Here is a 24,830-nt window from a genome sequence, read left to right on the forward strand (position 1 = left end):
GAAAGCGTGGGGTCATGGCGTCGTCAGAACGCCGAGGGAACCGAGGGAGGAATGACCATGGGCGCCAAGCTCTGGATAACGACATCTGCCGCCGTGCTGCTGTGGGCCGGAGCCGCCCAGGCCCAGGAGGCGCCCGCCGACCGGGCGACCCAGGCCAACGAGCCCGCCTCGACCCTGGAAGAGGTCGTCGTGACGGCCGAGCGCCGGACCAGCAACCTGCAGACGACGGCCGTCGCCGCGACGGTCCTGACGGGCGAAAGCCTGTCCGACCGCGGCGTCTTCTCGCTGGAGCAACTGCAGTTCGTGGCCCCGTCCACAACGGTGCAGAACTTTGGTCAGGGCAACTATTTCAACGTCCGTGGCATCGGCAAGTCCGAGCCCACCACCGCCATCGGCGTGGGCGTGACCACCTATCGCGACGGCGTTCCGGTCTTCCCCGGCTATTTCCAGACCGAGCCCTATTATGACATCGGCGGGGTCGAGCTGCTGCGCGGTCCGCAGGGCACCTTCGCCGGCACCAACGCCACGGGCGGCGCGGTCTTCATCAACTCCCGCAACCCCGACTTCTCGGGCGTGAACGGCTATGTGATGGGTCAGGTCGGCAACTACGACAATCTGAAGCTTCAGGGGGCGGTGAACCTGCCGCTGAGCGAGACCCTGGCCGCGCGCTTCGCCGTCAACAGCGAGCAGCGCAGCAGCTTCCACGACATCACCGGCCCGTACAGCGGCAATCCCGGCGACGTGGATATGAAGAGCCTGCGCGCCAGCTTCCTGTGGACCCCGACGCCGGCCCTGCGGGTGCTGCTGAAGGGCGACTACAACGATCTGGATTTCGGCGGCTATCCGGCCGACCCGGCGTTGTCGACGAACGACCCGTTCGAGATCACCGCCAACGGCCCGCACTCGGGTCGGGACGAAACGGCGCGCGTGTCGCTGAACGTCAGCTATGTGCTGGACAACGGCGTCACCCTGCGATCGATCACCGGCTATCAGGACGGGATCAGCGAGTTCTCGACCGATCTGGACGGCACCAGCGCGCTGAACAACACCTTCTATGACCGCGTCGAGGAAGAGGTCTGGTCGCAGGAGTTCAACATCGTCTCGCCGGACAACCAGCGCCTGACCTGGCTGCTGGGCGCCTTCTGGCAGCAGGACGAGGTGGTGTTCCCGGTCACGACCTTCCCCGAGGGGGCCTATCACGTCGGCTTCCCCGAGGGCGTGTTCGACTATTACATCTTTGGCGAGACGCCCAAGAAGACCAAGGCCGTCTTCGGTCAGATCAGCTACGATATTTCCGAGCGGCTGCAGGTGCAGCTGGGCGCGCGCTGGTCGGAAAGCACTTCGACCAACAAGGACGTCTATACGACCTATCCGGCCCTGAACCTGCAACTGGTCCAGAACGACGAGGTCACCGCCGAGAAGACGACCGGCAAGCTGAGCCTGAACTACAAGGTCGACGAGAACAACTTCGTCTATGGCTTCGTCGCCACGGGCTTCAAGATGGGCGGACTGAACGCGCCGAACTTCTATGTGCCGGCCAGCTCGTTCGGGGCCGAAGACGTCATCGACTATGAGCTGGGCTGGAAGTCGACGATGTTCGGCGGCCGCGTGCGCACCCAGCTGGGCGCCTATTACATGGTCTATGAGGGCTTCCAGGTCGTGGTCAGCGATCCGGCGGTGCCGCTGTTCAGCTCGATCGTGAACGTCGCGGGCGACACCACGCTGATGGGCATCGAAGGCTCGGCCCAGGCCCGCCTCGGCGCCTGGACCGTGGATGTCGGCGGCTCGATCTCACAGTCCGAACTGGGCGAGTTCTTCGCCGGCGATCCGCGCCTGCCGCGTATTCCCTGCAACCCCGAAACCGGCCCGGCCGGCGGCAACTGCATCAATCTGAAGGGCAACACCCAGAGCTATGCGCCGGAGATGACCTTCAACATCGGGGTGCAGTACGACTTCACCCTGGGCAACGGCGCCACCCTGTCGCCGCGCATCGACTATGCCCACATCGGCGAGACCTGGACCTCGATCTTCAACAACGAGGCCCTGGGCGACAAGCTGGAGGCCCGCAACCTGGTCAACCTGCTGCTCAGCTACAAGACAGAGACGTGGACGTTGGCGGCCTATGCGCTGAACGCGACCGACCAGACCTATATCGCCGCGATCAACTCGGGCCTGCGCTATGCCGGTCCGCCGCGTCAGTACGGGTTGAACCTGACCAAGACCTTCTGAGCCTGAGCGGGGCGGCGGCCAACGGGTCGCCGCCTTCGCCACCCTGCCGGACCGCCGGCTCCTGTAACAGTCTGGACCCCCGCCAAGGATGATCGGCTCGCCCCCCGGCCCCATGCAAGACTATGCGCTCACCGTGGATCGCTTTCTGGACCACGGCGCGAAATGGCACGGCGCGGCGCGGGTCGTGACCGCAGGCGCCGACGGCGCCGACAGACTGATCGGCTATGAAGATTTGCGCGACCGCGCCAACCGCCTGTCGGGCGCGCTGCTGGACCTGGGTCTGGCGCCGGGTGACCGCATCGCCACCCTGGCCTGGAACACCCAGAACCATGTCGAAGTCTGGTACGCCGCCATGGGCGCCGGCATCGTCTGCCACACCCTGAATCCCCGCCTGACCGTCGCACAGCTGGCGGCCATGATTATCCAGGCGAATGATCGCGTTCTGGCCATCGGCGGCGGCCTGCGCGACATGGCCGAGGCCCTGCTGGCCGCCTGCCCCTGCCTTGAGCGCCTGATCCTGCTGGACGGCGAAACAGCGGACGCGCCGGGCGGCGCCGTCGTCGATATGGAGACCCTGCTGGCGACGCGCGGACGCGCTGTTCCGTGGGGTCGGTTCGAGGAAACGGCGCTGGCGGGTCTGTGCTTCACCTCCGGCACGACGGGCGCGCCCAAGGGCGTGGCCTATACCCACCGCTCGAACTATCTGCACACGATCCGGTCGCTGCAGGCCGACGCCATGGCGCTGACCGCCGACGATGTGGTGCTGGTCGCCGTGCCGATGTTCCACGCCAACGCCTGGGGCCTGCCGTTCGCCGCCCCGGCGGTCGGCGCGGGACTGGTGCTGCCGGGCCGGGTCACGGGTGGGCATGCCCTGGCCGAGCTGATTAACCGGCACGGCGCCACCGTGGCGGTGGGCGTGCCGACGGTGTGGCTGGGCCTGCTGGATCATCTGGACGAGACGGGCGGTGACGTTCCATCGCTTCAGCGTGTCATCATCGGCGGATCAAGCTGCCCCGACGCCCTGTTGCAGCGGATGGAGGGCCGGCTGGGCGTCACCGTCCAGACCAGCTGGGGCATGACCGAACTGTCGCCGCTGGGCGCCATTTCGCCGCGCACCGATCAACCGGGCGCGGCCCGGGGCGCGGGACGTCCGCCCATGGGGCTGGACCTGCTGCTGACCGACGCTGGGGGCGCCCCCCTGCCCGATCAGCGTAATACGGTCGGCCATCTGAAGGTGCGCGGCCACAGCGTGGTCGAGCGCTATCTGGATGCGGAGCAATCGGCGCTGGACGCCGACGGCTGGTTCGACACCGGCGATCTGGCGATCATCGACGAGGCGGGCAATCTGACGCTGGCGGGGCGATCCAAGGATCTGATCAAGTCGGGCGGCGAATGGATCAATCCGGTGGAGATCGAGGAGATCGTCGGCGCCCTGCCCTCGGTCAGCCTGGTCGCGGTGATCGGCCGGTCGGACCCGAAATGGGGCGAGCGCCCGCTGATGGTCATCGAACCCGCCCAGGGCAGTCCGATCGACGACACCGAACTGAAGGCGACACTGAAGAATCGGGTTGCGGACTGGTGGATTCCCGACCGGATCGTTCTGGTCGACCAGATGCCGCTGGCCGCCACCGGAAAGATCAACAAGACGCAGCTTCGCGCGACCTACGGGGGCGCATAGGATGACCGCTGTTCCCGTCATCGAGTCGGCGCGTTACCCGGTCGCGCCCGGCCGTTCTGAGGTCCAGCGCATGCCCGCCACCCCCGCTCGCAAACCCCGCCGCAAGGCCGAACAACGCGCCGAAAGCCTGGAGCAGTTGCTGGACGCGGCCGAGGATCTGTTCTCGCAACACGGCCTGCACGGGGTCACGATCAAGGACATCGCCGACAAGGTCGGGGTGCACAAATCCCTGGTCCACTACTATTTCACTGACAAGCAGGAGGTGTTCGACAAGGTCATGGCGCGGCGCGCCCCGATCACCGTCGGGCGCCGGATGCAGGCGCTGGACGCCTATGAGGCGTCGGTGAACGGAAAGCCGACGGTCGAGGGCGCCCTGCGCGCCTTCCTGGACACCGACCTGGACACCTATTCGACCGGGGGCGAGGGCTGGCGTCACTTCGGCGCGCTGAGCGCCCAGATCAACAACACCCCCACCTGGGGCGCCGAGGTTATGGACCGGCTGTATGACCCCGTGGTTCTGCGCCTGATCGGCCTGCTGAAACAGGCCCTGCCCGACTGCGCCGAGGAGGACATCTTCTGGGGCTATCATTTCGTCACCGGCGCCCTGACCCTGACCCTGGCGCGCACGGGGCGGATCGACCACCTGTCCGGCGGCCTGTGCCAGTCCGATGATTTCGAGGCGATCAAGGCCCGCATGGCCGTCTTCATGGCCCACGGCTTCCACGGCGTCTGCCAGAGCCGGGCGGCCGAGCGGCGAAAGACAGCCGGCGATGACTGACCTCGGCGGCCTTCCCTTCGCCCCCGCCCCCGAGGCGCTGGGCTTCGACGCGGAAGGCCTCCGTCTGCTGGACGCCTGGACGGCGGACATGGTCCACAGCGGCCACGTCGCCGGCGCCTCCACCCTGCTGATGCGCCACGGTCAGGTCGCCGCCTTCAACACCCACGGCGCGCTGCGGCTGGGGGCGCCCGAGCCGCTGTCCCGCGACGCGCTGTTCCGCATCTATTCGATGACCAAGCCGGTCACCGGCGTGGCGATGATGATCCTGTTCGAGGAGGGGCGCTGGACCCTGGACGACCCGATCACGAAATTCCTGCCCGAGTTCGTCGACCTGAAGGTCTACAACGGCCTGAACGCCGCCGGTGAAATGGTGGTCGCGGACGCCGAACGCGCGCCCACGATGCGCGAGCTGATGAGCCACACCGCCGGCTTCGGCTACGGCTTGTTCGACTTGCATCCGGTCGAGTGGGCGTATCGCGACCACGCGGTCCTGTCGGCTGAGAGCGGAGACGATCTGGTCGCCCGCGCCGCCCGGATTCCGCTGATGTTTCAGCCGGGGACCGAGTGGTTCTATTCCATCGCCACGGACCTGCAGGCCGTGATCGTCGAGCGGCTGACCGGCCAGAGGTTCGGCGATGTCCTGCAGTCCCGCATCCTTGACCCGCTGCGGATGGTCGACACCGGCTTCCAGACCCGACCGGACAATGAGCACCGGCTGACGGCCATCTATTCCGACGACGGTCAGGGCGGACTGCGGGAGGCGACGCACGTCTTTGACATGCCCATCCATGACTATACCCGGCCGCCCCGGATCCAGGGCGGCGGCGGGGGCCTGCTGTCCACGGCGGCGGATTACGCCCGGTTCTGCCAGATGATCCTGAACGGGGGCGAGCTGGACGGGGCGCGCATCCTGAGGCCCGAAACCGTCGCCCTGATGGGGGTGAACGTCGTGCCGGACGCGGTGCTGGCGACGTCCAACCCGCTGCGGCTTCTGCCGTTCAACCCGGCGTTCGGCTTTGGCCTGGACTTCGCCGTGGTGCTGGACCCCCAGGCGCTGGGCGCGCGCGAGGGGCGCGGCACACTCAGCTGGGGCGGCGGGGGCGGCACCTGGTTCTGGATCGACCCCCAGAACGACCTGATCTTCATCGGCCTGATCCAGCGGATGGCCGACCCCGTCAGCGCCGAGTTTCGCGGGCGCGCCCGCACCCTTGTCTATCAGGCTCTTACCCATCCCGAAAAATAGACGGCCCCCAAGGGCCGCTTCACCGAGGAAACCATCATGAGCGATACAGCGGTCGCGGACGCCGCCAGGTCCAGCAAGCCCGGCACGGGCGCCTGGGTCACACTGGGCGCCCTGTGGTTCATCTATGTGCTGAACTTCCTGGACCGGCAGCTGCTGTCGATCCTGGCCAAGCCGATCCAGGATACACTGCACATCAGCGACGGCCAGCTGGGCCTGCTGGGCGGGCTGTATTTCGCCTTCTTCTATTGCTTCATCGCCATTCCGGTCGGCTGGCTGGCGGACCGGACCAATCGTGTCGCCGTGGTCGCGGTCGCCTGCGGAATCTGGAGCGCGGCGACCGTCGCCTGCGGCCTGGCGCGCAACTACGGTGAGTTGGCCGTCGCCCGCATGACGGTCGGCTTTGGCGAGGCGGGGGGCGTGCCGCCCTCATACGCCATCATCACCGATTCCTTTCCGCCCGGCCGCCGGGGGATGGCGCTGGGCATCTATAATCTGGGGCCGCCCATCGGGGCCGCGATCGGCATCGCCTTCGGCGCCTCGGTCGCCGCCGCCTTCAGCTGGCGCACCGCCTTCATCGTGATCGGCATCGTCGGCGTGATCGCGGCGCTGGTCCTGATGCTGATTGTCCGGGAGCCGAAGCGCGGCGGGCTGGATCCCGTCACCTCCGAGGTCGTCCCCAAGGCCAGCTTCTGGTCCACGGTGCGGATGTTCTTCTCGCGTCCCGCGCTGGTGCTGGCCTCGCTGGGCAGCGGTGTGACACAGATCATCACCTACGGCCTGGGAAATTTCGCGACCCTGTTCCTGATGCGGGAAAAGGGCATGACCCTGCAGGACGTCGCCCTGTGGTACGCCTTGGTCGTCGGCATCGGCATGAGCGCGGGCATCTTCGCGTCCGGCTGGCTGATCGACCGGTTCACGCGCGGGTCAAAGCGGGCCTACGCCATGCTGCCCGCCATCTCGCTGACGCTGGCCATCCCCTTCTATCTGGCCTTCGTCTGGGCTCCCGGCTGGCCGCTGGCGCTGGCCTTCCTGACCCTGCCCACGTTCCTGAACTATTTCTACCTGTCGTCGTCGGTGGCCCTGGTCCAGGCCGAAGTCCGACCAAACCAGCGGGTGATGTCGGGCGCGCTTCTGCTGCTGGTGATGAATTTCATCGGCATGGGCGCCGGCCCCACCTTCGTCGGCATGGCCAGCGACTTCTTCCGCGCCGCCCATCCCGAGAACTCGCTGCAGATCGCCCTGTATGCGCTGACGCCCGTCTACGTCGTCGCGATCGGTCTGTTCCTGCTGCTGGCGCGCGTCCTGAGCCGCAGCGACAAAGCGGCGGAGATGGCCCGATGAAACGCGCGACTTCCGTCCTCGGCCTGTGCGCCGCCCTGTCGGGCCTGCTGGCCGTCGCCCCGGCCCAGGCGCGCGATCAAGCCGCCGCCGCCTCTCCCGTCGTCACCAGCCCGGCCGGCGCGGTGCGCGGCCGGGTCGAAGCGGGCATGCAGGTGTTTCGGGGCATTCCCTACGCGGCCCCGCCGGTCGGCCAGAACCGCTGGCGACCGCCCCTGCCCGCGGCCTCATGGACCGGCGTGCGCGACGCGACCCGTTTCGGCGCGGCCTGTGTGCAGCCCACGCCCCATGCCGTGACCATCTATTCCCAGGACATCGGCGCGACGAGCGAGGATTGCCTGACCCTGAATATCTGGACGCCATCGAGCACAGCCGAAGCCCCCGCGCCCGTGATCGTCTGGATCCACGGCGGCGCCCTCGTCACCGGCTCCAGCAAGGAACAGCTCTATGACGGCGCGGCGCTGGCGGCCGAGGGGACGGTGGTCGTCTCGATCAACTACCGGCTGGGCGTGCTGGGCTATCTGGCCCACCCGGAACTGAGCGCGGAATCGCCGCTGGGCATCTCGGGCAACTATGGCCTGCTGGATCAGGTCGCTGCGCTGCAATGGGTCCGCGCCAATATCGCGGCCTTTGGCGGTGATCCGAACAACGTCACCATCGCGGGCGAATCCGCCGGTGGTCTCAGCGTCCTGTATCTGATGGCCTCGCCTCTCGCCAAAGGGCTGTTCCACAAGGCGATCGCCCAGAGCGCCTATATGATCTCCACCCCCGAACTGAAGGCCGCCCGCTATGGCGCCCCCGCCGCCGAACAGGCCGGTGTCGCCCTGCAACGCCCGCTGCAGGCGCCCGGGCTGCGCGCTTTGCGGACGATGGACGCCCAGGCGCTGACGGACGGCGCGGCCATGGCCGGATTCGCCGCCTTCGGCGCGGTGGATGGCGTCGTCCTGCCCGCGCAATTGGTCGATGTCTTCGACCGGGGACAGCAGGCGGACGTGCCCGTGCTGGCCGGGTTCAACAGCGGTGAGATCCGCTCACTGCGCATGCTGGCGCCGCCCGTCCCCGCCGGCGCCGCCGACTATGAGCGCGTGATCCGCGAACGGTACGGCGACCTGGCCGACGACTTCCTGGCGCTGTATCCCGCCTCGGACATGGGGGAGAGCATTCTGGCGAACACGCGGGACGCGCTTTACGGCTGGACATCGGAACGGCTGGTGCGATCCCAGACCGCGCGTGGGCAGGCGTCCTTCCTCTACGTCTTCGACCATGGCTATCCCGCCGCCGACGACGCCGGGCTGCACGCCTTCCACGCGGCCGAACTGCCCTTCATGTTCGGCAACCTGGACCGCACCCCGCCGCGCTGGCCAAGGATCCCCGACACCGCCGATCAGGCGCGCCTGTCCGCCGCCATGCGCGGCTACTGGACCAGCTTCGCCCGTACCGGCGCCCCCACCGCCGACGGCGCACCGTCCTGGCCAGTCTACGACGCCACCGGATCACATATCGTGTTCGATGGCGCCCCCCGTATCGCCGCCGGCCTGACCGGCATGTTCCAGCTTCACGAACGCGCCGTCTGCGGACGCAAGGCCGGCGGCTCGGGCTGGAACTGGAACACGGGCCTGACGTCCCCGGTCCTGGCGGAGGCCGGCGTGAACAATCCGGAATGCTGATCGTGACCGCCCCCCCGGGCGAGTGGCCATGGTCAAGGAGCCGCGATCAGCCTCCGGGTTGGTCCCCGCCCATGGGCACCGGTTTTTCCTGAGGCTCTGATTGCTCCGTCCGGTCCCGGAACAACGCAGCGCGGGCAAGCAGGATCAGGGTGACAGGAGTGGTCACGGTCAGAAAGACCGCGATCAGTAATTCGCGAGGCAGCCAGCGGCCGTGCGCCGTGCCGAAATACAGCCATGACGCCACCAGGATCAGCGCCATGCCCAGCGTGGCGCCCAGCGTCGGGGCATGAACGCGATCGTAGAACGAGCTCAGCCGCACCAGGCCCACCGCGCCCAGCAGGGAAAGACCAGCGCCACCCACGGCGAGGACGGCGATCACAGTGGCCGCCCATTCGGGCATGGACGCAACACTCATTCAATCACCTCGCCGCGCATCAGGAATTTGGCCAGGGCGACCGTCGCGGCGAAGCCCAACATGCCGATGACCAGAGCGGCTTCAAAATACAGGTCGCTGCCGCTGCGAATGCCGAACACGACGGCGATCAGCATGCCGTTCAGATACAGGGTGTCCATACCCAAGATCCGGTCCTGGGCGCGCGGGCCCCGGATGATACGGAACGCCGCGCAGACCAGCGCCAGTCCCAGCAGGACGAGCGCCGTCGTCAGCCCCACCTCGAGGATGCGCGCGCTCATTCGAAGATCTCCATTAGCAGGCGCTCGTAGCGATCCTTCACGATCCGCACCCAGGTCTCTTCGCCAACCAGATCCAGCACGTGCATCAGCAGCCGGCCGCGGGCGCGGTCATACTCGACCCACAGAGTGCCGGGGGTGCTGGTGATGATGATGGCCAGCACCGCCAGGCCATAGCGCGCCTTCAGGTCCAGCGGGATATGGATGAAGCCCGACACTCGATCTGCGCGGCGCCCAGCCAGGATCTGGGCGACCGCCAGGTTGGAGCGCAAGATATCCACCGCCACCCGACCGGCCAGAGTGATGATCGCCAGCGGCGCCCGGACGCTGACCGGCTCGATGCGCATGGCCCGCATGACCTGCGGCGCCGCCAGGGCCATCACCACGCCCAACACCAGCGAAGGCGGCGCCAGGCTGTCGCTCAACAGCACCGAAGCGACGAACAGCCCCATGGAAAGCAACGGGTGTGGCAACACGGCCCTCATCGTCCCTCTCCCGTCAGAACCGCACCGACATAGGCGGACGGCTCCGCCAGCCAGGATGCGGTGTGCTGGGCATAGGCCAGGACCGTCTCGCCGAAGATCGACATCAGGACACAGGCCCCCAGCAGGCCGGCGATGCCGACAAACTCTCCGGCTCCGACCACGAGATTGGGCGCGGTCTCGTCCCGCGTCCACACGGCGCCGACGCCGAGACGCGTCAGGCTGATCACGGCGGCCAGGCTCGATACCGCCAGCATGCCCACGATCATCCAGCCCGCGACGCTGTCAGCCGAGACCAGAGCGCCCATCATGGCCACCTTGCCGATGAAGCCCGCCAGAGGCGGCAGGCCGGCGATCATCAAGGTGCAAAGAACAACCGCCCCGCCGAGGGCCGCCACGGCCGCAGGGATCACCAGACCCGGATCGTTGCGCTCGGTGTCCTCGAACGGATCGCGGTATTCATCCTCGAACACCGCCTTGCCCGCGTCGCCGCCCGGATCCCGGCCGCGCTCGAGGATCTCCGCCACCAGGAACAGGGCCGCACAGGCCAGGGTCGAGCCGACGAGATAGTAAAGCGCCGCGCCAAGACTGGCGATCCCGCCCCCGCCGATGACGGCCAGCAAGGTGCCGGACGAGACCATCACGGCGAAGGCCGCGGCGCGCATCAGATCGCGCGTCGCCAGCATGCCCAGCACGCCGAACAGCATGGTGGCCAGTCCGGCCGCCAGCAGCCATTCCAGGCCGAAGCCAGCCGACGCCCCGGCTTCGGCCGAGAAAATCAGGGCATTGAGCCGCAGGATGACATAGACGCCGACCTTGGAAAGGATGGCCAGCATGGCCGCCGCCGGCGCGCTGGCGGCCGAATAGGTGGGCGCCAGCCAGAAGCCCAGAGGCCAGGACGCGGACTTGATCAGGAAGGCGACCGCAAGCACCGCCGCCCCGATATGAACCATGCCACGATCCTCGGCGGCGATGTCCGGGATCCTGGTCGCCAGGTCCGCCATGTTCAGCGTCCCCGTCAGACCATAGATCAGCGAAACCCCGATCAGGAACAGCAGGGACGCCGTCAGATTGACCGCTATATACGCCAGCCCTGCCCGGATGCGCGTCTCGCCCGAGCCGTGAAGGACGAGCCCATACGAGGCCGCCAGCATAATCTCGAAGAAGACGAACAGATTGAACAGGTCGCCGGTTAGCAACGCCCCGTTTACGCCCATGACCAGAAGCAGGAACAGGATATGGAAGCGGGGCCCCGCGCGATCCCACCGGGCCAACGAAAACACCAGGGCGCAGATGCCCAGCACACCCGTCAGCGCCACCATCAGGGTGGAAAGCCGGTCCGCCACCAGAACGATGCCATACGGCGCGGCCCAGTCGCCCAGCCGATAGACCCGCGCCACGTCGCCGCCGTCAACGGCCCCCGTCGTGCTTTCGTGGATCAACAGAAGCGCCATGACCAGGATCACGGCCATGGCGGCGAGGCTCAGCACGCCCTTCACGATACGCCGCCGCTCGTCGATCAGCAGCATCCCCGCCGCGACTATCAGCGGCAGAACGATCGGCCCGATGATCAGGTGTTCAAGCCAGTCGGTCATCCCCGGGGCTCCTCACCGTCGACATGGTCGCTGCCGGTCGCGCCGCGAGCGGCCAGCACCACCACCAGGAACAGGGCTGTCAGAGCGAAGCTGATGACGATGGCCGTCAGGACCAGGGCCTGCGGCGTGGGATCGGCATAGAGGGCGGGCGTCTCCAGTCCCGACGCGGTGACGGGCGGGGCGTCGACGCGCAGGCGGCCCATGGCGAAGATGAAGATGTTCACCGCATAGGACAGCAGGCACAGGCCAATGATCACCTGAAAGGTGCGCGGCCGCAGCAGAAGCCAGACGCCGGACGCGCCCAGCACACCGATGGCTAGGGCTAGGACGATCTCAATCATGTCCGGTCCTCCGGCGCATCCGCGCTCGCCGCCTGTCGGGCCTTGCGCAACGACTGGTGGGCCAGGGCGACCAGCATCATCACCGTGGCGCCCAGCACCAGCACGACCACGCCGAGGTCGAACACCACGGCGCTGGCGATCGGGACCCGCCCCAGCAACGGCAGGTCGGCGTACTGGAAGGCCGAGGTCAGGAACGGATGGCCAAACACCCAGGCCCCCACGCCGGCCAGAGTGGCGATCAGCAGACCCAGCCCGATCCACGCCGCGGGCCGGATTTCCAGCCTTTCTTCGACCCATTGCGCGCCCGAGGCCATGTATTGCAGCACGAAGGCCACCGACAGGGCGACCCCCGCCGCGAAGCCGCCACCGGGCAGATCATGCCCGCGCAGGAACAGGTGCATGGCGAAAAGGATGATGAAGGGGAACATCCAGCGCATCACCACCTGGGGGACCAGCATCGCCTCCTTCAAGGTATCGCCTTCGGACCGATCCTCGCGCCGGCGATCCGACGCGGCCTGGACCCGCTTTTGCGTCGGCTCCGGCAGGCTGTCGCCGTAAGGACGGAAGCGCCTCAGCAGGACGAAGACCGTCAGGCCTACGATGCCCAGCACCGTGATCTCGCCGAAGGTGTCGAAGGCGCGGAAATCGACCAGGATCACATTGACCAGATTGCGCCCTCCGGCCAGGACATAGGCCTGCTCGACGTAGAATTGCGACACGCCATTGGTGATCGCCGGCCGCATCATGACCGCATAGGCCCCGACCGAAAGCGCCAGGCCGGTCACGGCGGCGATGATCAGATCGACCCGGCGGCGTATCCGCGACCGCCGCTGAAGATGATCCGGCACGACGATCGACTCCAGCCGCTTGGGTAACCAACGCAGGCCCAGCAGCAGCAGCACCGTCGTCACGATCTCGACCAGCAACTGGGTGATGGCCAGATCGGGCGCGGACAGCCACAGGAAGGACAGGCAACTGGCCAGGCCTGCTCCGCCCATCAGCACCACGGCCGCCAGCCGGTGGTATTTCGCCTGCCATGCCGCCGTGATCGCACAGGCCCCGCCGACCAGCCACATCAGCGCGAAGGCCGTGTCCATCAACGACGGCGCCGCGAGGACCGGCGCCGCAAGACCCAGTCCGTCAGCGCCCAGCCCCGCGATGATGGCGACCCCGACCGCGACCAGGATGATCACGCGCAATTGCTGCTGCACGCCCCGCGCGCCCAACATCGTCATGCCTAATTCCGCCCCGCGGAACAGGCCGGTCATCGTCTTTTCGAACAGATAGCCGCCGTTGAGCCAGCGCACCGCCAGCGGCCCGCCCGTCCCGTTGGCGTTTATGCGCCGCCCGAACAGCAGATACAGGCCTACGCCTCCCGCCAACGCGATGACACTCAGCAACAGCGGCAGGTTGAAGCCGTGCCAGATCGCCAGGCTGTAATAGGGCAGGTCGACGCCGAGGATCGACACGGCCGCGCTACGCAGGAAGGGTGCGACCGTCAGGGCCGGGAACATGCCGACCAGCAAGCACAGCAGCACCAGAATCTCCACCGGTCGGCGCATCCACACCGGCGGCTCGTGCGGTGTGCGATCCAGCGCGGTGGGCGGCGGTCCAAAGAAGGTCGCGTGGATGAACCGCAGCGAATAAAGCACGCTGAAGGCGCTCGCCAGGGTCGCGAGTATGGGCAGAGCCGTCGCCAGCGGATGGCGCCCGGCGCCGGCCACCGCCTCGGCCAGAAACATCTCCTTGGACAGGAAGCCGTTCAGCAGCGGCACCCCGGCCATGGCCGCAGCCGCCACGATGGCCAACGCCGCCGTCACCGGCATGAACCGGAACAGGCCGCTGAGCTTGCGCATGTCGCGCGATCCGGCCTCGTGATCGATGATGCCGGCGGCCATGAACAGCGACGCCTTGAAGGTCGCGTGGTTGACCACGTGGAAGATGGCCGCGATCGCGCCCAACTCGGTGCCGAGGCCCAGCAAGAGGACGATCAAACCCAGATGGCTGATCGTCGAATAGGCCAGCAGACCCTTCAGATCGTGCTGGAAGATGGCGGTCCATGCGCCGACGAGCAGTGTCACCATGCCGGCGCCGCCGACCACCGCCAGCCACATGGGCGTCTCAGCGAAGACCGGCCAGAACCGGATCAGAATGAAGATGCCCGCTTTCACCAGCGTCGCCGAATGCAGGTAGGCGCTGACGGGGGTCGGCGCCGCCATGGCGCGCGGCAGCCAGAAATGGAACGGGAACTGGGCGCTCTTCGTCATCGCGCCCACCAGGATGAAGCCCAGGGCCACCGTGTGCCGGGGATCCGCCAGGATCAGGTCCCGCGAATCCAGCACCGTCTGAAGATCATAGCCGCCCGCGATCTGCCCCAGCAGCACCATGCCGACCAGCAGCGCCAGACCGCCCAGCGCCGTGATCGTCAGAGCCATGCGCGCGCCCTCCCGCGCAAGCGGGTTCTGGTTCCAGTAGCCGATCAGCAGGAAGGAGAAGAGGCTGGTCAGCTCCCAGAACACGACCATCTGAATCAGGTTGCCCGACAGCACCAGGCCCTGCATCGCCCCCATGAAGGCCAGCAAGAACGAGAAGAACCGCGGCACCGGATCCTTCGGCGACATGTAGTAACGGGCGTACAGGACGACCAGCGCGCCAATGCCCAGCACCAGGGCGCTGAACAGCCACGACAGGCCATCCAGCCTCAGCATCAGGTTCATGCCCAGCGACGGGATCCACGGAATGTCGAGTTGCAGGACCTCTCCGTCCTGGAACCGGGGCCACAGCAACGCCAGGCACACCACGCAGATAAAGGCCACCACCCAGGACAGGACAGCGGCGGCGGTCCGGGCATGCCGCGGCAATCCCGCCGCCACGACAGCGCCGATGAACGGTAAGGCGACAAGAAGAACCAGCAGCAGGCCTATCGTCATGCGTTGTCCGCGAATCCTCAACCATTGACGATTGCATTGATGGTAAAGCACCGATCGCCGCGACACATCGGGCAAATGGCCGCGTCGATCCGTCTCGCGACATTCCTTCGGCGCTCGGCTCCAATGGAGGATCGACGAAGGAGCGCACCATGCCGAGAGTCACGATCGATTTTTACGACAGCCGCCAGGACGCCATATCGGCGCTGGTCTCGCTGCGCGAAGTCGGCTTGAGCACCGAAGACATCGCGTCGGCCTGGCTAGCGCCCCGCGAGGGCGAATATATGGGCGATGACGCCCAACCGCCGGCAAGCCTGTATGAGGCCGGCATCGACGGTGTCGGCCGCGTTCAGTTCACTGGCTGGCTCGGCGAAGTCGCCTTGGCGTCACTCGGCGCAGACAGCATCATCGACCTGGCCAAAGCCATGGGCAGCGAGGAACCCGACACCGACCGCATTCACCGAACCCTGGCGTCCGGCGGCGGGCTCATCGCCGTCCGCGCCCGCGACACCTACAGTCCACAGGACGACTGATGCAGAAGGCGGGCGGGCGAAGAATTAGACAGAAACTTCGATCCCTAGCCCGTGGCGGACAGAGAGGGATTCGAACCCTCGGTACGCTTTCACGTACACACGCTTTCCAAGCGTGCGCGATCGACCACTCCGCCACCTGTCCGTTCCACGTCTGGCGTGAACGCGCCGGAGGTCCGTCCGGCGAGGGGCGCTGATTAGAACAGTCAGACCCCCTCGGCAAGCGCTCTGCGATAACCCATATGAGGGGACGACGATTTCAAGGAGTGCGCCATGCTGTTCGAGAAGGCCAAGGACCTGCCCACCGCCGAGACCGCCCTGCCCGGCCGCGACCAGCCGGTGCGGACGGACGAGGTGCATTTCGTCAACGGACGCCCGCTGAAGGGGCCGCATCCGGAGGGGTTCCAGACGGCGATCTTCGGCATGGGCTGTTTCTGGGGCGTGGAGCGGGTGTTCTGGCAGGCGCCGGGCGTCTGGGTCACCTCGGTCGGCTATGCGGGCGGGATCACGCCCAATCCGTCGTACGAGGAGGTCTGCTCGGGCCGCACCGGCCATACCGAAGCCGTGCAGGTCGTCTTCAATCCCGCCGAAATCACCTATGGCGATCTGTTGAAGGCCTTCTGGGAGAACCACGACCCGACCCAGGGCATGCGCCAGGGCAATGACGTGGGCACCCAGTACCGCTCGGCGATCTATTATCTGAACGACGACCAGAAGGCCGAGGCCGAAGCGTCACGTGACGCCTATCAGGCGGCGCTGTCGGCGGCCGGGCGCGGGATCGTCACGACCGAGATCCTGCCCGCGGGGCCGTATTATTTCGCCGAGGATTATCACCAGGGCTATCTGGCCAAGAATCCCGGCGGCTATTGCGGCATCAGCGGCACGGGCGTGACCTGTCCCGTGGGCGTCGGCGTCAGCGCCGATCCGGCGGCCTGATCGTGGACCGCGAGGGCGTCGGCAAGGTTTGCCTGGCTCTGCCGGGCGCGACACTGGACCATCCGTTCGGCGACGACCACGACGCCTATCGCATCGGCGGCAAGATGTTCGTCATGGTCGGGGCGACGGGCGGGGTGTCGTTCAAGGTGTCGGACATCGCCTATGAGGTGCTGACCGGGAGCGGGCACGCCCGGCCAGCGCCCTATATGGCGCGGGCGAAATGGGTGAACCTGCCGCGCATCGACGACTGGGCGGACGACGAACTGGCGGACCATATCCGGTCCGCCCATGCGCTGATCGTAGCGAAACTGACGAAGAAGGCGCGGGCCGAGCTTGGCCTGACGGCCTAGCCGCAGAAGGCCAGGAAGCGGCGCACCCGCTCGTCCGCGCCGGGGTGGCCCGCCATCATCTGGCGCTGGTCGCCACGCCACAGCGCCATCCAGCCCAGCTGACCGAAACGCTTGAACACCGGGTGCTGGGTCCCAGCGGCAGCGCTGAGAAACAGGCCGTCGTCCAGCTGAGACGGTTCGGCCACGGCGCTGAACCGCTCGGTCTCGCCGCCCGCCTCCAGATGGATTTCGGCCTTGGCGCCCTTGGGGGCCATGGCGCTGAGCGCCAGCTGACCGGCGCCGCGCGCGCAGTCCAGACCCAGCTTCAGGTCGTCGCTTTCCTCCAGCCCGAAGGTCAGCCGGGCCGCATCGCCGTCTTCATGCAAAAACCAGTCATAGCCGGGCATGGGCGCGGGCGCCGCCGTCGTTCCATGCCCCAGCGTGGCCGGCTGAATCGTGCCGCAGGCCGCCGCGCCCAGCGCCAAGGCCGCAAGGGCGACCGTCATACCGATGCGCATGTCTTCTCCCCCCTTATCCGCCGCACAGTTCGGCGAAACGCCTCAGCTTGGTGAGATGGGCGCGCGGCACGGTCAAGGGGCGCTGCTGATCCGCGATCGCGACGTTCAGATCGCCACTGGCGGCGAAGGCGACGAAGACCGGATGGTCCACGCGCAGCGCCAGCCGGGTCGCATCGCGCACCTGACTGGCCTCGGTCGTTGCCGAGGCGGGGCCGGATTTCACCGTGGCGATACCCGTCAGGGCCGGACCATACAGGGACAGACGCGCCACGCCCGAGCCGGGATCGCACTCCAGCGTCGTCCGCAGATGGCGAGTGTCGGGAACCTCATTGGCCAGCACCAGTGGCCCCTGCCCCTCATACAGGGTCCAGGTCCAGGCGGCGTCCGATGGCTCGGCGGCCTGTAACGTCAGCGCTGCGACGGCGCCGATCCATGCGTTCATGATCCAGCCCCCGCTGAAGCGTCCTGATTGTCTATGTGATCAGACGTGGGCCGAACCGCAATAGGCGAGGAAGCCCTGGATCATCCGCTGTTCGGCGCGGGTGGTCGGCAGATCGAACGCACCGGCATCGCCCTCAACCGCCAGGCCACGCCCCTCGGACAGCCGCACCAAGCTCGGATCGCCCAGGCCAATACGTGTCTCGACCGCATCGCCGCCGCTCAGGGGGTCGATCTCGACCGGGCCCAGGCTGGCGCGCTGGAGATTGGCCGAACGCGGCTGGACCTCGCCATAGACGACGGCCGTGCGGTCGCCGGGGGCGCAGGTCATCATCAGGGCCAGCTGGTCCGAATTCTCGATGCCATAGGCCAGCTTCGCCATGTCGCCCTCATGTGACAGGTGCCACGCCATGGCGGCGGGCGAATCGGCCACGCCCTGTGACCGGGTCTGGGCGCCGAAGGCGATCAGCCCGAGGGCGGCGGCGGCGGGAAGAAGGGCCTTGAACATGGATTATCACTCGCGTCTGAGTGGGCAAACGCGGGTAGACGTTAACGGTTCACGGCTCCGCTTGGCGCTTTTTGACCTCAGAACGGGCTGAACCGCTCGACCAGCGACTGGGCCGCGGGCGTCGATTGCATGCGGCTGATGTCGCCGCGCCCGCCATAGCTGATCCGCGCCTCGGCGATCTGGGTGTGGTTGATCGTATTGGCGCTGGAGATATCTTCCGGCCGCACGATTCCGGCGACGGTCAGTTCGCGCACTTCGCGGTTGGTGCGCACTTCTTGCCGACCCTGGATCACCAGATTGCCGTTCGACAGCACGTCGGTGACGACGGCGGCGATGGTCAGCGACACCTTCTCGGACCGGTTCACCGAGCCGGAGCCCGAGGCGGTGGATTCGCCGGCCAGTCCGACCATGTTCTGGGGATTGAACCCGCCGGGGAAGGCGCGGCCCAGGCTGTTCTCCAGCCCGAAGAAGTTGGTGACGCCGCCAGAGCTTTCGTTGGCGCGCGCGCGCTGGGTCGAGTTCTGGGTCTGGGCGCGGTCATCGATGTCGATGTTGACCGTCAGGATGTCGCCGATGACCCGGGCGCGCTGGTCGCCGAAGAAGGACCGGGCGCCCGCGCGCCACAGGCTGTTCGAGCTGGCCGGGCGGGATTCCGGCGACGGCAGATAGGCCTGCTGCACCGGCACCAGGGCGGCCGGATAGCCGATCGGCGCCAATTGCGGTCCGCGCACCGTCTCGATGGCGGTGGAGCAGGCGCCCAGCGACAGGGCCGAAACAGTCAGGGCGGCGAGGATCAGGGAACGCATGGAGTGTTTCCTCAGCGGGCGGCGAACTGGGTGGGATGGGCGCGGGCGGCGACGGCGGCGGGGCCGGCGACGGCGCGGCCGGGGCCGACAGCGACGGCGTCGATGGTGCGGCCGGACTGGACGTTCAGAATCGGCGTCGCCTCGCCCAGGGCGGCGTTGCGTGTGGCCCGGCCGGTGACGGTCAGATTGACGCCAGCCACAGCGAACTCGACCTGGACCATGTCATTGCGGGCGATGACCTGGGGCGACGCCAGGTCGCGCGAGGCGACGGGCGCGCCGGCGCGCAGGGCGCGGCGGGCGGACAGGCCGATGACCTGATCGGCGTCCTGGGGCGCGCCGGCCGGGGCCATGTGGGACTGGACGGTGGACCAGATCACATCCTCGGGCTGGACCACATCGCCGGCGGCCAGGCTGCGGGCGTAGGTCAGCACCTCGGCTGTGGCGCCGGGGCGGGCCGCGACCGAGGCGGCGGGGCGGCCCAGGCTGTCGGCGGCGACGGCGCCCTCGCGCACCATAATGCGGCGCAGGCCGGACGGATTGCTCCACTGCAGGCCGGACTGGCGGGCCAGGGCCTGAAGCTGGCCGGCCTCCAGCACGGCGGTCGGGCCGCTGCGGCGGGCGACGACGACATCGGCGGCGGCGCCCGCCCCCTCGAACAGTTCGCCCAGGGTGATGCGGCCGTCGTCGTCGACCGGATTGTCGCGCAGGGTGACTACACCGGCGAAGGCCGGCCCGGCCGTCAGGGCGATCAGCGCAGGGACCAGGGCGAGGGAGCGGATCAGGCGCATGGCTTAGCTCTTCACCTGGGCGCTGACGGACAGCATTTCGTCGGCGGTGCTGATGACCTTGGAGTTCATCTCGTAGGCGCGCTGGGCCACGATCAGGGCCGAGATTTCGCTGACCGCGTCGACGTTCGAGGACTCGGTGTAACCCTGCAGCAGCTGGCCGAAACCGGGGTCGCCCGGCGCGCCGATGTTGGCCGGGCCAGATGCGGCGGTCTCCAGCACCAGATTGTCGCCGATGGCTTCCAGCCCCGCCTCGTTGAAGAAGCTGGCCAGCTCCAGCTGACCGACGACCTGCGGCTCGGTCTGGCCGTCGGTGATGACCTGGACCTGACCGGACTTGGAGATGGCGACGTCCACCGCGTCCTGCGGAATGGTGATCGCGGGCTCGACCCGATAGCCGTCGTCGGTGACCAGTTCGCCTTGGCCGTTGATCGCGAAATTGCCGGCTCGCGTATAGGCCAGCTCGCCCGACGGCAGGGTGATCTGGAAATAGCCACGGCCGTCGATGGCCAGGTCATAGGCGTTCTTGGTCTGGGTCGGCGTGCCCTGGTCGGTGATGCGATAGACGCTGCCCGCCTTCACGCCGGCGCCGATCTGGATGCCGGTGGGGACGACCGTTCCCTGGCTGGACGACTGCGCGCCCATCCGTTCGATGTTCTGGTACAGCAGGTCCTGGAACTCGGCGCGCTGACGCTTGAAGCCCACCGTGTTCATGTTGGCGATGTTGTTGGAGATGACCTCCACGTTCAGCTGCTGGGCGGCCATGCCCGAGGCGGCGGTTCTGAGCGCGCGCATGTGTCAGTGCTCCCTTACGACACCCGACCCAGCCGCTCGACCGAGCGGCGGGACAGGTCGTTGTTGTTCTCGATCAGCTTGGAGATGCGCTCGTACGAGCGGCTGATCTCGATGAGATTGGTGATTTCCAGCAGTGGATTGACGTTCGAGCCCTCCAGCATGGACTGGCGGATCTGGACGTCGGTCGCCTCGACCGGCCGGGTGTTGGAGGCGTTGCGGTACAGGCCGTCACCGCCCTTTTGCAGGACCGACAGGCTGTCGAAACGCACGACCGCCAGACGCCCGACCAGTTCGCCGTCCTGGCTGATCGTGCCGTCCTCGGCCACGGCGACCTGGCCGCGCGCGGGATCCAGAATGATCTCGCCGCCGTCGCCCAGAACCGCGTCGCCCGCCTGGGTCGTCAGCCGGCCTTCCGGGTCGATGGTGAAGGCGCCGTCGCGGGTATAGGCCTCGCCCTGTCCGTCCTGAACCTTGAAGAAGGCGCCCTCGCCCTCGATCGCGAAGTCCAGTGTCCGTCCGGTCTGTTTCAGCGCGCCCTGGCCGAAGTCGCGGCCGACGCCCTTGTCCAGCACGAAGCTGGCCGAGGGGCGCACCGCATGGTTCCGCGCCCGCTCGCCGACCTCGGTCCCGACCAGCAGCTGTTCGACCTTGAAGCCGGTCGTGTCCGCATTGGCGATATTGTTGGCCACGATGTCGAGTTCGCGGCGCAGCGTCATCTGGCGGGACAGTCCGATGTAGGCGGCGTTTTCCACGGTGAGCAAGCTCCTTCGCCCATCCTCCACGCAACGACCGTGCCAACGTGGTTAATCCCGGAAAATCAGGCTTTGGCCGGTTTCAGGGCGCGATCCGCCCGGCAGGATTTGCCGATTGTAAACGCCTCGTTAACCAAACCGCCCGCATCACGGACAAGGGATTATCCGGGGCGCCGTGCGCATGCTGAAGCTTGGCAAGAAAAAGGGCGACAAGGGCGGCGACGCCAACCTGCCCGCCGTGGCCGAAGGCGAAACCGCCGAGGGCGAGGCCCCGGCCAAGAAGAAGATTCCCCTGCTGTTCATCATCATCCCGGCGGCGGTCGTCGTCCTGGGCGGCGGCGGCGCGGCGGCCATGATGCTGATGAAGCCCAAGTCCGCCGAGGCCGAGGCCGGCGACCACGGCAAGGCCGAGAAAAAAGGCGGCGACCACGGCAAGGCGGACAAGAAGGGCGGCGGCGGCCATGGCGGCGGCGCGGCGGCCGAGGGCGATCCGGCCCTGGGCAAGATCAGCGACGGCCCCGACGGCGTGGTCTTCTACACCCTGCCCGACATGGTGGTGAACATTCAGTCGGCCGACGGCCGCCCCACCTTCCTGAAGCTGAAGCTGACGCTGGAGATGCACGACGCCGATCTGGCGACGCGCCTGCAGGGCGAGTCGCCGCGGATGCAGGACATGTTCCAGGGTTTCCTGCGCGAGCTGCGCCCCGAAGACCTGGCCGGATCGGCCGGCAGCTATCAGCTGCGCACCGAGATCCTGCGCCGGGTCAATCTGATCGCAGCCCCGGCCAAGGTCGACGCCGTGCTGATCGAAGAAATGCTGGTGCAGTAGAATGAGCGACCCGGCCGTCAACGACGAACCGGTCGATCCCTTCGCCGCCCTGGATGCGGACGCGGGGGCCGAGCGCGCGAGCTCCGAACGGGTCCTGAACCAGGACGAGATCGACAGCCTGCTGGGCTTCGACCTGGGCGACGATGACGGTTCGGAACGCAGCGGCATCCGGGCCATCATCAACTCGGCGCTGGTGTCGTACGAGCGCCTGCCGATGCTGGAAATCGTCTTCGACCGCCTGGTGCGGCTGATGACGACATCCCTGCGCAACTTCACCTCGGACAATGTCGAGGTCAGCCTGGACACGATCAGCTCGATCCGGTTCGGCGACTATCTGAACTCCATTCCCCTGCCGGCCATCCTGGCCGTGTTCCGGGCTGAGGAGCTGGACAATTACGGCCTGCTGACGGTCGATTCCAACCTGATCTATTCGATCGTCGACGTGCTGCTGGGCGGCCGTCGCGGCACGGCGGCGCTGCGGATCGAGGGCCGGCCCTACACCACCATCGAACGGGTGCTGGTGCAGCGGATGATCGAGGTCGTGCTGAACGACGCGCGCGCCGCCTTCGAGCCGCTGACCCCCGTCCATTTCAACCTGGACCGGCTGGAGACCAACCCCCGCTTCGCCGCCATCGCGCGCCCGGCCAACGCCGCCATCCTGGTCAAGCTGCGGATCGACATGGAAGATCGCGGCGGGCGCATCGAACTGCTGCTGCCCTATGCGACGCTGGAGCCCATCCGGAAGATGCTGCTGCAGCAGTTCATGGGCGAGAAATTCGGCCGCGACAACATCTGGGAAGGCCACCTGGCCACCGAACTCTGGACCACGGGAACCGAGGTCCGCGCCGTGCTGGACGAGCATCAGGCCCCGTTGTCGCAGGTGCTGAACCTCAAGGTCGGCGACACCCTGATGTTCAACGCCACGCCCGATTCCGATGTCTCGATCCGCGCCGGCTCCATTCCGCTGACGACCGGCAAGATGGGCCGCAAAGGCCAGAACATCGCTATTCGCATCGAAGCCCCGATCAATATCGAAGCCGCTTCCCGCCTGGCCGGAGGAAACCGCCGATGACCGGAATTATCCTGGACGCCGTCCTGATGCTGCTGCTGGTCGCCGCCCTGGGCTATGGCGTGCGGCTGGAACGCAAGCTGACCGCCCTGCGCGAAGGGCAGCTGGCCTTCGCCGGCGCGGTGAAGGAGCTGAACACCGCCGCCTCGCGCGCCGAGTCCGCGCTCGCCAACCTGCGCGCTTCGGGTCAGGAGACGGACCTGCTGCACGACCGCATCGTCAAGGCCCGCGCCCTGAAGCAGGAGCTGGAATCGCTGATGGCCCGCGCACCCCAGCGTCCGGCCGCGGCCGCGCCGGCGCCCGTCACTGAACCCCTCATCGAGGACGATCGCGAGCGCCGCCTGGCCACGCTGGCCGCCCGACTGGGCGAGGAATCGCGCAGTCCGGCCGTCCGCCCCGCGACCGCCGAGCGCGTCGCGCCCGTGCTGCAGGCCATCGCCGCTAACCAAGCCGCTAAACAGAGCCTCAACCGCGCTCGTCGTAGCCTGGACGAAGACCTGTTCGCCGCCTGATTTTAATTCCCCTATGCCGACCGCGCGGCGGCCGGCGACTTGAGGGGAGGTTTTAGTGGCCCCTATGTTCGGCGCGCAGCGCCGGACGGCTTGAGGGGCGAAGTTTAACGCCTGACCTGAGTTCGCCATGAGCAAGCTGCCCCGTATTCTGCCCCTGATCGCCGTCGCCATCGGCGGCGTGGTCGCCGCGCGGGCCGTGGGCATCGCGCCTGATCTGTTCCAGGGCGCCCGCGCCTGGGCCGAGGAAGCGGTCGATCCGAACGCAGAGCCCGCCGCCACCACGGCCGCAGCGTCCAAACCCGCGCCGGCGGTGTGCGCCCTGTCGCCGGACCAACTGGCCCAGCAGGCCGGTATCTCGCCCGCCGAACTGCGCCTGATCCAGAGCCTGTCGGCCCGCCGCACCGAACTGGACGCACGCGACGCCGACTTCGCCACCATGCTGCCCCTGATGGCCGCCGCCGAACAGAAGCTGGACGGCAAGGTCCAGCAACTGACCACCCTCAAGGCCGAGCTGCAGGGCCTGCTGGGCCAGGTGGACGAGCGCGAGAAGGCCGAGATCGACCGTCTGGTCGCCGTCTACTCCGCCATGCGGCCCAAGGAAGCCGCCGCCGTCTTCAACACGCTGAACGACAGTGTGCGCCTGCCGGTCGCCGACGCCATGCGCCCGCGCTCGCTGGCCGCCATCATGGCCCAGATGCCGCCCGCCGCCGCGCGCGAACTGACCGAAAAGCTGGCCCGCCGCTTCGAGGCCAAGGCCAATGCGGTGCGCACCGCCGCTTCGGCCGCCACGCCCGCCGCGGCCGCCGCCCCGGCCACGCCGCCCGCAGAGGCGGCGTCCGCCGACGCCGCCACATCCCCCGCAGCGGCCCCGACGCCTGCGGCGACAACTCCCGCGCGCCGTCCCGTCGCCCGTCCTGCGACGCGTCCGGCCCAGCGCCCCGCCGCCACACCGGCACGCGCGGCGGAGACTCCGGCCGAGGCCGGCCCCCGCCCCTATCAGCCGGCAGCAGCGCCTGCCGCCGCCCCGGCGTCACCGCGCCAGTCGGTCCAGTAGC

26 protein-coding genes and 1 tRNA gene are annotated in these 24,830 nt (G+C 67.8%); 13 read left to right on the forward strand and 14 right to left on the reverse strand.

Annotated elements, in window-relative coordinates:
* Nucleotides 1–57: 57 nt before the first annotated feature.
* The 6 genes from EON91_RS06640 to EON91_RS06665 all read left to right on the forward strand — a co-directional run bounded on the left by EON91_RS06640 (nucleotide 58) and on the right by EON91_RS06665 (nucleotide 8,933).
* A complete protein-coding gene (locus EON91_RS06640) occupies nucleotides 58–2,229 on the forward strand; it encodes a TonB-dependent receptor (protein ID WP_292092716.1) in 2,172 nt (723 codons plus the stop codon).
* 88 nt (nucleotides 2,230–2,317) lie between these two features.
* On the forward strand, nucleotides 2,318–3,907 hold the full coding sequence (locus tag EON91_RS06645; RefSeq protein WP_292092718.1) for an AMP-binding protein: 1,590 nt from the start codon (nucleotides 2,318–2,320) through the stop codon (nucleotides 3,905–3,907).
* A 70-nt stretch (nucleotides 3,908–3,977) separates the two neighbouring features.
* The gene (locus tag EON91_RS06650) at nucleotides 3,978–4,685 is read left to right on the forward strand and encodes a TetR/AcrR family transcriptional regulator (protein WP_292092777.1); all 708 of its coding nucleotides are present in this window, start codon (nucleotides 3,978–3,980) and stop codon (nucleotides 4,683–4,685) included.
* Entirely contained in the window at nucleotides 4,678–5,928 is a 1,251-nt protein-coding gene (locus EON91_RS06655; RefSeq protein ID WP_292092719.1) for a serine hydrolase domain-containing protein, read from the forward strand. The genes EON91_RS06650 and EON91_RS06655 overlap by 8 nt, the downstream gene beginning before the upstream one ends.
* 36 nt (nucleotides 5,929–5,964) lie before the next feature.
* Nucleotides 5,965–7,269 (forward strand): MFS transporter, encoded by a 1,305-nt coding sequence (locus EON91_RS06660; protein ID WP_292092720.1) that lies wholly within the window; start codon nucleotides 5,965–5,967, stop codon nucleotides 7,267–7,269.
* On the forward strand, nucleotides 7,266–8,933 hold the full coding sequence (locus EON91_RS06665; protein WP_292092722.1) for a carboxylesterase family protein: 1,668 nt from the start codon (nucleotides 7,266–7,268) through the stop codon (nucleotides 8,931–8,933). Before EON91_RS06660 ends, EON91_RS06665 begins: the two co-directional genes overlap by 4 nt.
* Nucleotides 8,934–8,979: 46 nt before the next feature.
* On the opposite strand, the gene mnhG is transcribed toward EON91_RS06665, so the two are convergent.
* The 6 genes from mnhG to EON91_RS06695 are packed head-to-tail and all read right to left on the reverse strand — an operon-like array spanning nucleotide 8,980 to nucleotide 14,971.
* Entirely contained in the window at nucleotides 8,980–9,348 is a 369-nt protein-coding gene (gene mnhG / locus EON91_RS06670; RefSeq protein ID WP_292092724.1) for a monovalent cation/H(+) antiporter subunit G, read from the reverse strand.
* The gene (locus EON91_RS06675; RefSeq protein ID WP_292092727.1) at nucleotides 9,345–9,626 is read right to left on the reverse strand and encodes a K+/H+ antiporter subunit F; all 282 of its coding nucleotides are present in this window, start codon (nucleotides 9,624–9,626) and stop codon (nucleotides 9,345–9,347) included. The genes mnhG and EON91_RS06675 overlap by 4 nt, the downstream gene beginning before the upstream one ends.
* Nucleotides 9,623–10,108 carry a Na+/H+ antiporter subunit E gene (locus EON91_RS06680; protein ID WP_292092730.1) on the reverse strand — a complete coding sequence of 162 codons (486 nt, stop codon included), beginning with the start codon at nucleotides 10,106–10,108 and terminating at the stop codon, nucleotides 9,623–9,625. The genes EON91_RS06675 and EON91_RS06680 overlap by 4 nt, the downstream gene beginning before the upstream one ends.
* Complete coding sequence (locus EON91_RS06685; RefSeq protein ID WP_292092731.1) at nucleotides 10,105–11,700, reverse strand: monovalent cation/H+ antiporter subunit D; 1,596 nt, start codon at nucleotides 11,698–11,700, stop codon at nucleotides 10,105–10,107. The genes EON91_RS06680 and EON91_RS06685 overlap by 4 nt, the downstream gene beginning before the upstream one ends.
* Nucleotides 11,697–12,038 carry a Na+/H+ antiporter subunit C gene (locus EON91_RS06690; RefSeq protein ID WP_366250169.1) on the reverse strand — a complete coding sequence of 114 codons (342 nt, stop codon included), beginning with the start codon at nucleotides 12,036–12,038 and terminating at the stop codon, nucleotides 11,697–11,699. The genes EON91_RS06685 and EON91_RS06690 overlap by 4 nt, the downstream gene beginning before the upstream one ends.
* The gene (locus EON91_RS06695; protein WP_292092733.1) at nucleotides 12,038–14,971 is read right to left on the reverse strand and encodes a monovalent cation/H+ antiporter subunit A; all 2,934 of its coding nucleotides are present in this window, start codon (nucleotides 14,969–14,971) and stop codon (nucleotides 12,038–12,040) included. Before EON91_RS06695 ends, EON91_RS06690 begins: the two co-directional genes overlap by 1 nt.
* A 149-nt stretch (nucleotides 14,972–15,120) precedes the next feature.
* Between EON91_RS06695 and EON91_RS06700 the strand changes: the two genes are divergently transcribed.
* Entirely contained in the window at nucleotides 15,121–15,501 is a 381-nt protein-coding gene (locus EON91_RS06700) for a hypothetical protein (protein WP_292092735.1), read from the forward strand.
* A gap of 52 nt (nucleotides 15,502–15,553) precedes the next feature.
* Here EON91_RS06700 and EON91_RS06705 read toward each other — a convergent pair.
* Nucleotides 15,554–15,643 (reverse strand) — tRNA-Ser (locus EON91_RS06705).
* Nucleotides 15,644–15,771: 128 nt separating this feature from the next.
* Between EON91_RS06705 and msrA the strand changes: the two genes are divergently transcribed.
* Complete coding sequence (gene msrA / locus EON91_RS06710; RefSeq protein ID WP_292092736.1) at nucleotides 15,772–16,434, forward strand: peptide-methionine (S)-S-oxide reductase MsrA; 663 nt, start codon at nucleotides 15,772–15,774, stop codon at nucleotides 16,432–16,434.
* A 2-nt stretch (nucleotides 16,435–16,436) separates the two neighbouring features.
* Nucleotides 16,437–16,784, forward strand: a complete 348-nt coding sequence (locus EON91_RS06715; RefSeq protein WP_292092738.1) for an MmcQ/YjbR family DNA-binding protein — start codon at nucleotides 16,437–16,439, stop codon at nucleotides 16,782–16,784.
* Here EON91_RS06715 and EON91_RS06720 read toward each other — a convergent pair.
* The 7 genes from EON91_RS06720 to flgF all read right to left on the reverse strand — a co-directional run bounded on the left by EON91_RS06720 (nucleotide 16,781) and on the right by flgF (nucleotide 21,365).
* Nucleotides 16,781–17,281 carry a hypothetical protein gene (locus EON91_RS06720; RefSeq protein ID WP_292092741.1) on the reverse strand — a complete coding sequence of 167 codons (501 nt, stop codon included), beginning with the start codon at nucleotides 17,279–17,281 and terminating at the stop codon, nucleotides 16,781–16,783. The two genes, EON91_RS06715 and EON91_RS06720, sit on opposite strands and share 4 nt — an antisense overlap.
* 13 nt (nucleotides 17,282–17,294) lie before the next feature.
* Nucleotides 17,295–17,723, reverse strand: coding sequence for a hypothetical protein (locus EON91_RS06725; protein WP_292092745.1), 429 nt, complete (start codon nucleotides 17,721–17,723; stop codon nucleotides 17,295–17,297).
* A 39-nt stretch (nucleotides 17,724–17,762) separates the two neighbouring features.
* Nucleotides 17,763–18,227: a hypothetical protein gene (locus tag EON91_RS06730; protein ID WP_292092747.1), complete on the reverse strand. Its 465-nt coding sequence runs from the start codon at nucleotides 18,225–18,227 to the stop codon at nucleotides 17,763–17,765.
* A gap of 77 nt (nucleotides 18,228–18,304) precedes the next feature.
* Nucleotides 18,305–19,033, reverse strand: coding sequence for a flagellar basal body L-ring protein FlgH (flgH, locus tag EON91_RS06735; protein WP_292092749.1), 729 nt, complete (start codon nucleotides 19,031–19,033; stop codon nucleotides 18,305–18,307).
* Between the two features lie 11 nt (nucleotides 19,034–19,044).
* Nucleotides 19,045–19,821: a flagellar basal body P-ring formation chaperone FlgA gene (gene flgA, locus EON91_RS06740; protein WP_292092751.1), complete on the reverse strand. Its 777-nt coding sequence runs from the start codon at nucleotides 19,819–19,821 to the stop codon at nucleotides 19,045–19,047.
* 3 nt (nucleotides 19,822–19,824) lie between these two features.
* Entirely contained in the window at nucleotides 19,825–20,613 is a 789-nt protein-coding gene (flgG, locus tag EON91_RS06745; RefSeq protein WP_292092753.1) for a flagellar basal-body rod protein FlgG, read from the reverse strand.
* 14 nt (nucleotides 20,614–20,627) lie between these two features.
* Nucleotides 20,628–21,365: a flagellar basal-body rod protein FlgF gene (flgF, locus tag EON91_RS06750; protein ID WP_292092754.1), complete on the reverse strand. Its 738-nt coding sequence runs from the start codon at nucleotides 21,363–21,365 to the stop codon at nucleotides 20,628–20,630.
* Between the two features lie 181 nt (nucleotides 21,366–21,546).
* Here flgF and EON91_RS06755 point away from each other — a divergent pair, with 181 nt between their 5' ends.
* From EON91_RS06755 to EON91_RS06770, 4 genes are all read left to right on the forward strand, one after another.
* Nucleotides 21,547–22,194 carry a flagellar basal body-associated FliL family protein gene (locus EON91_RS06755; RefSeq protein WP_292092758.1) on the forward strand — a complete coding sequence of 216 codons (648 nt, stop codon included), beginning with the start codon at nucleotides 21,547–21,549 and terminating at the stop codon, nucleotides 22,192–22,194.
* Nucleotide 22,195: 1 nt separating this feature from the next.
* Nucleotides 22,196–23,266 (forward strand): flagellar motor switch protein FliM, encoded by a 1,071-nt coding sequence (gene fliM, locus EON91_RS06760; protein WP_292092759.1) that lies wholly within the window; start codon nucleotides 22,196–22,198, stop codon nucleotides 23,264–23,266.
* Nucleotides 23,263–23,775, forward strand: coding sequence for a DUF6468 domain-containing protein (locus tag EON91_RS06765; RefSeq protein ID WP_292092762.1), 513 nt, complete (start codon nucleotides 23,263–23,265; stop codon nucleotides 23,773–23,775). The genes fliM and EON91_RS06765 overlap by 4 nt, the downstream gene beginning before the upstream one ends.
* A gap of 127 nt (nucleotides 23,776–23,902) precedes the next feature.
* Nucleotides 23,903–24,829 carry a hypothetical protein gene (locus tag EON91_RS06770; RefSeq protein ID WP_292092763.1) on the forward strand — a complete coding sequence of 309 codons (927 nt, stop codon included), beginning with the start codon at nucleotides 23,903–23,905 and terminating at the stop codon, nucleotides 24,827–24,829.
* The last annotated feature ends 1 nt before the right edge of the window (nucleotide 24,830 follow it).

Origin of the sequence: Brevundimonas sp. (assembly GCF_004210735.1) — a bacterium.
Lineage (GTDB): Bacteria > Pseudomonadota > Alphaproteobacteria > Caulobacterales > Caulobacteraceae > Brevundimonas.

Bases quoted from the DNA above. Each gene is read 5' to 3' on its own strand.
- EON91_RS06640 (WP_292092716.1), top strand. From the start codon at position 58: ATGGGCGCCAAGCTCTGGATAACGACATCTGCCGCCGTGCTGCTGTGG.
- EON91_RS06645 (WP_292092718.1), top strand. From the start codon at position 2,318: ATGATCGGCTCGCCCCCCGGCCCCATGCAAGACTATGCGCTCACCGTG.
- EON91_RS06650 (WP_292092777.1), top strand. From the start codon at position 3,978: ATGCCCGCCACCCCCGCTCGCAAACCCCGCCGCAAGGCCGAACAACGC.
- EON91_RS06655 (WP_292092719.1), top strand. From the start codon at position 4,678: ATGACTGACCTCGGCGGCCTTCCCTTCGCCCCCGCCCCCGAGGCGCTG.
- EON91_RS06660 (WP_292092720.1), top strand. From the start codon at position 5,965: ATGAGCGATACAGCGGTCGCGGACGCCGCCAGGTCCAGCAAGCCCGGC.
- EON91_RS06665 (WP_292092722.1), top strand. From the start codon at position 7,266: ATGAAACGCGCGACTTCCGTCCTCGGCCTGTGCGCCGCCCTGTCGGGC.
- mnhG (WP_292092724.1), bottom strand. From the start codon at position 9,348: ATGAGTGTTGCGTCCATGCCCGAATGGGCGGCCACTGTGATCGCCGTC.
- EON91_RS06675 (WP_292092727.1), bottom strand. From the start codon at position 9,626: ATGAGCGCGCGCATCCTCGAGGTGGGGCTGACGACGGCGCTCGTCCTG.
- EON91_RS06680 (WP_292092730.1), bottom strand. From the start codon at position 10,108: ATGAGGGCCGTGTTGCCACACCCGTTGCTTTCCATGGGGCTGTTCGTC.
- EON91_RS06685 (WP_292092731.1), bottom strand. From the start codon at position 11,700: ATGACCGACTGGCTTGAACACCTGATCATCGGGCCGATCGTTCTGCCG.
- EON91_RS06695 (WP_292092733.1), bottom strand. From the start codon at position 14,971: ATGACGATAGGCCTGCTGCTGGTTCTTCTTGTCGCCTTACCGTTCATC.
- EON91_RS06700 (WP_292092735.1), top strand. From the start codon at position 15,121: ATGCCGAGAGTCACGATCGATTTTTACGACAGCCGCCAGGACGCCATA.
- msrA (WP_292092736.1), top strand. From the start codon at position 15,772: ATGCTGTTCGAGAAGGCCAAGGACCTGCCCACCGCCGAGACCGCCCTG.
- EON91_RS06720 (WP_292092741.1), bottom strand. From the start codon at position 17,281: ATGCGCATCGGTATGACGGTCGCCCTTGCGGCCTTGGCGCTGGGCGCG.
- EON91_RS06725 (WP_292092745.1), bottom strand. From the start codon at position 17,723: ATGAACGCATGGATCGGCGCCGTCGCAGCGCTGACGTTACAGGCCGCC.
- EON91_RS06730 (WP_292092747.1), bottom strand. From the start codon at position 18,227: ATGTTCAAGGCCCTTCTTCCCGCCGCCGCCGCCCTCGGGCTGATCGCC.
- flgH (WP_292092749.1), bottom strand. From the start codon at position 19,033: ATGCGTTCCCTGATCCTCGCCGCCCTGACTGTTTCGGCCCTGTCGCTG.
- flgA (WP_292092751.1), bottom strand. From the start codon at position 19,821: ATGCGCCTGATCCGCTCCCTCGCCCTGGTCCCTGCGCTGATCGCCCTG.
- flgG (WP_292092753.1), bottom strand. From the start codon at position 20,613: ATGCGCGCGCTCAGAACCGCCGCCTCGGGCATGGCCGCCCAGCAGCTG.
- EON91_RS06755 (WP_292092758.1), top strand. From the start codon at position 21,547: ATGCTGAAGCTTGGCAAGAAAAAGGGCGACAAGGGCGGCGACGCCAAC.
- fliM (WP_292092759.1), top strand. From the start codon at position 22,196: ATGAGCGACCCGGCCGTCAACGACGAACCGGTCGATCCCTTCGCCGCC.
- EON91_RS06765 (WP_292092762.1), top strand. From the start codon at position 23,263: ATGACCGGAATTATCCTGGACGCCGTCCTGATGCTGCTGCTGGTCGCC.
- EON91_RS06770 (WP_292092763.1), top strand. From the start codon at position 23,903: ATGAGCAAGCTGCCCCGTATTCTGCCCCTGATCGCCGTCGCCATCGGC.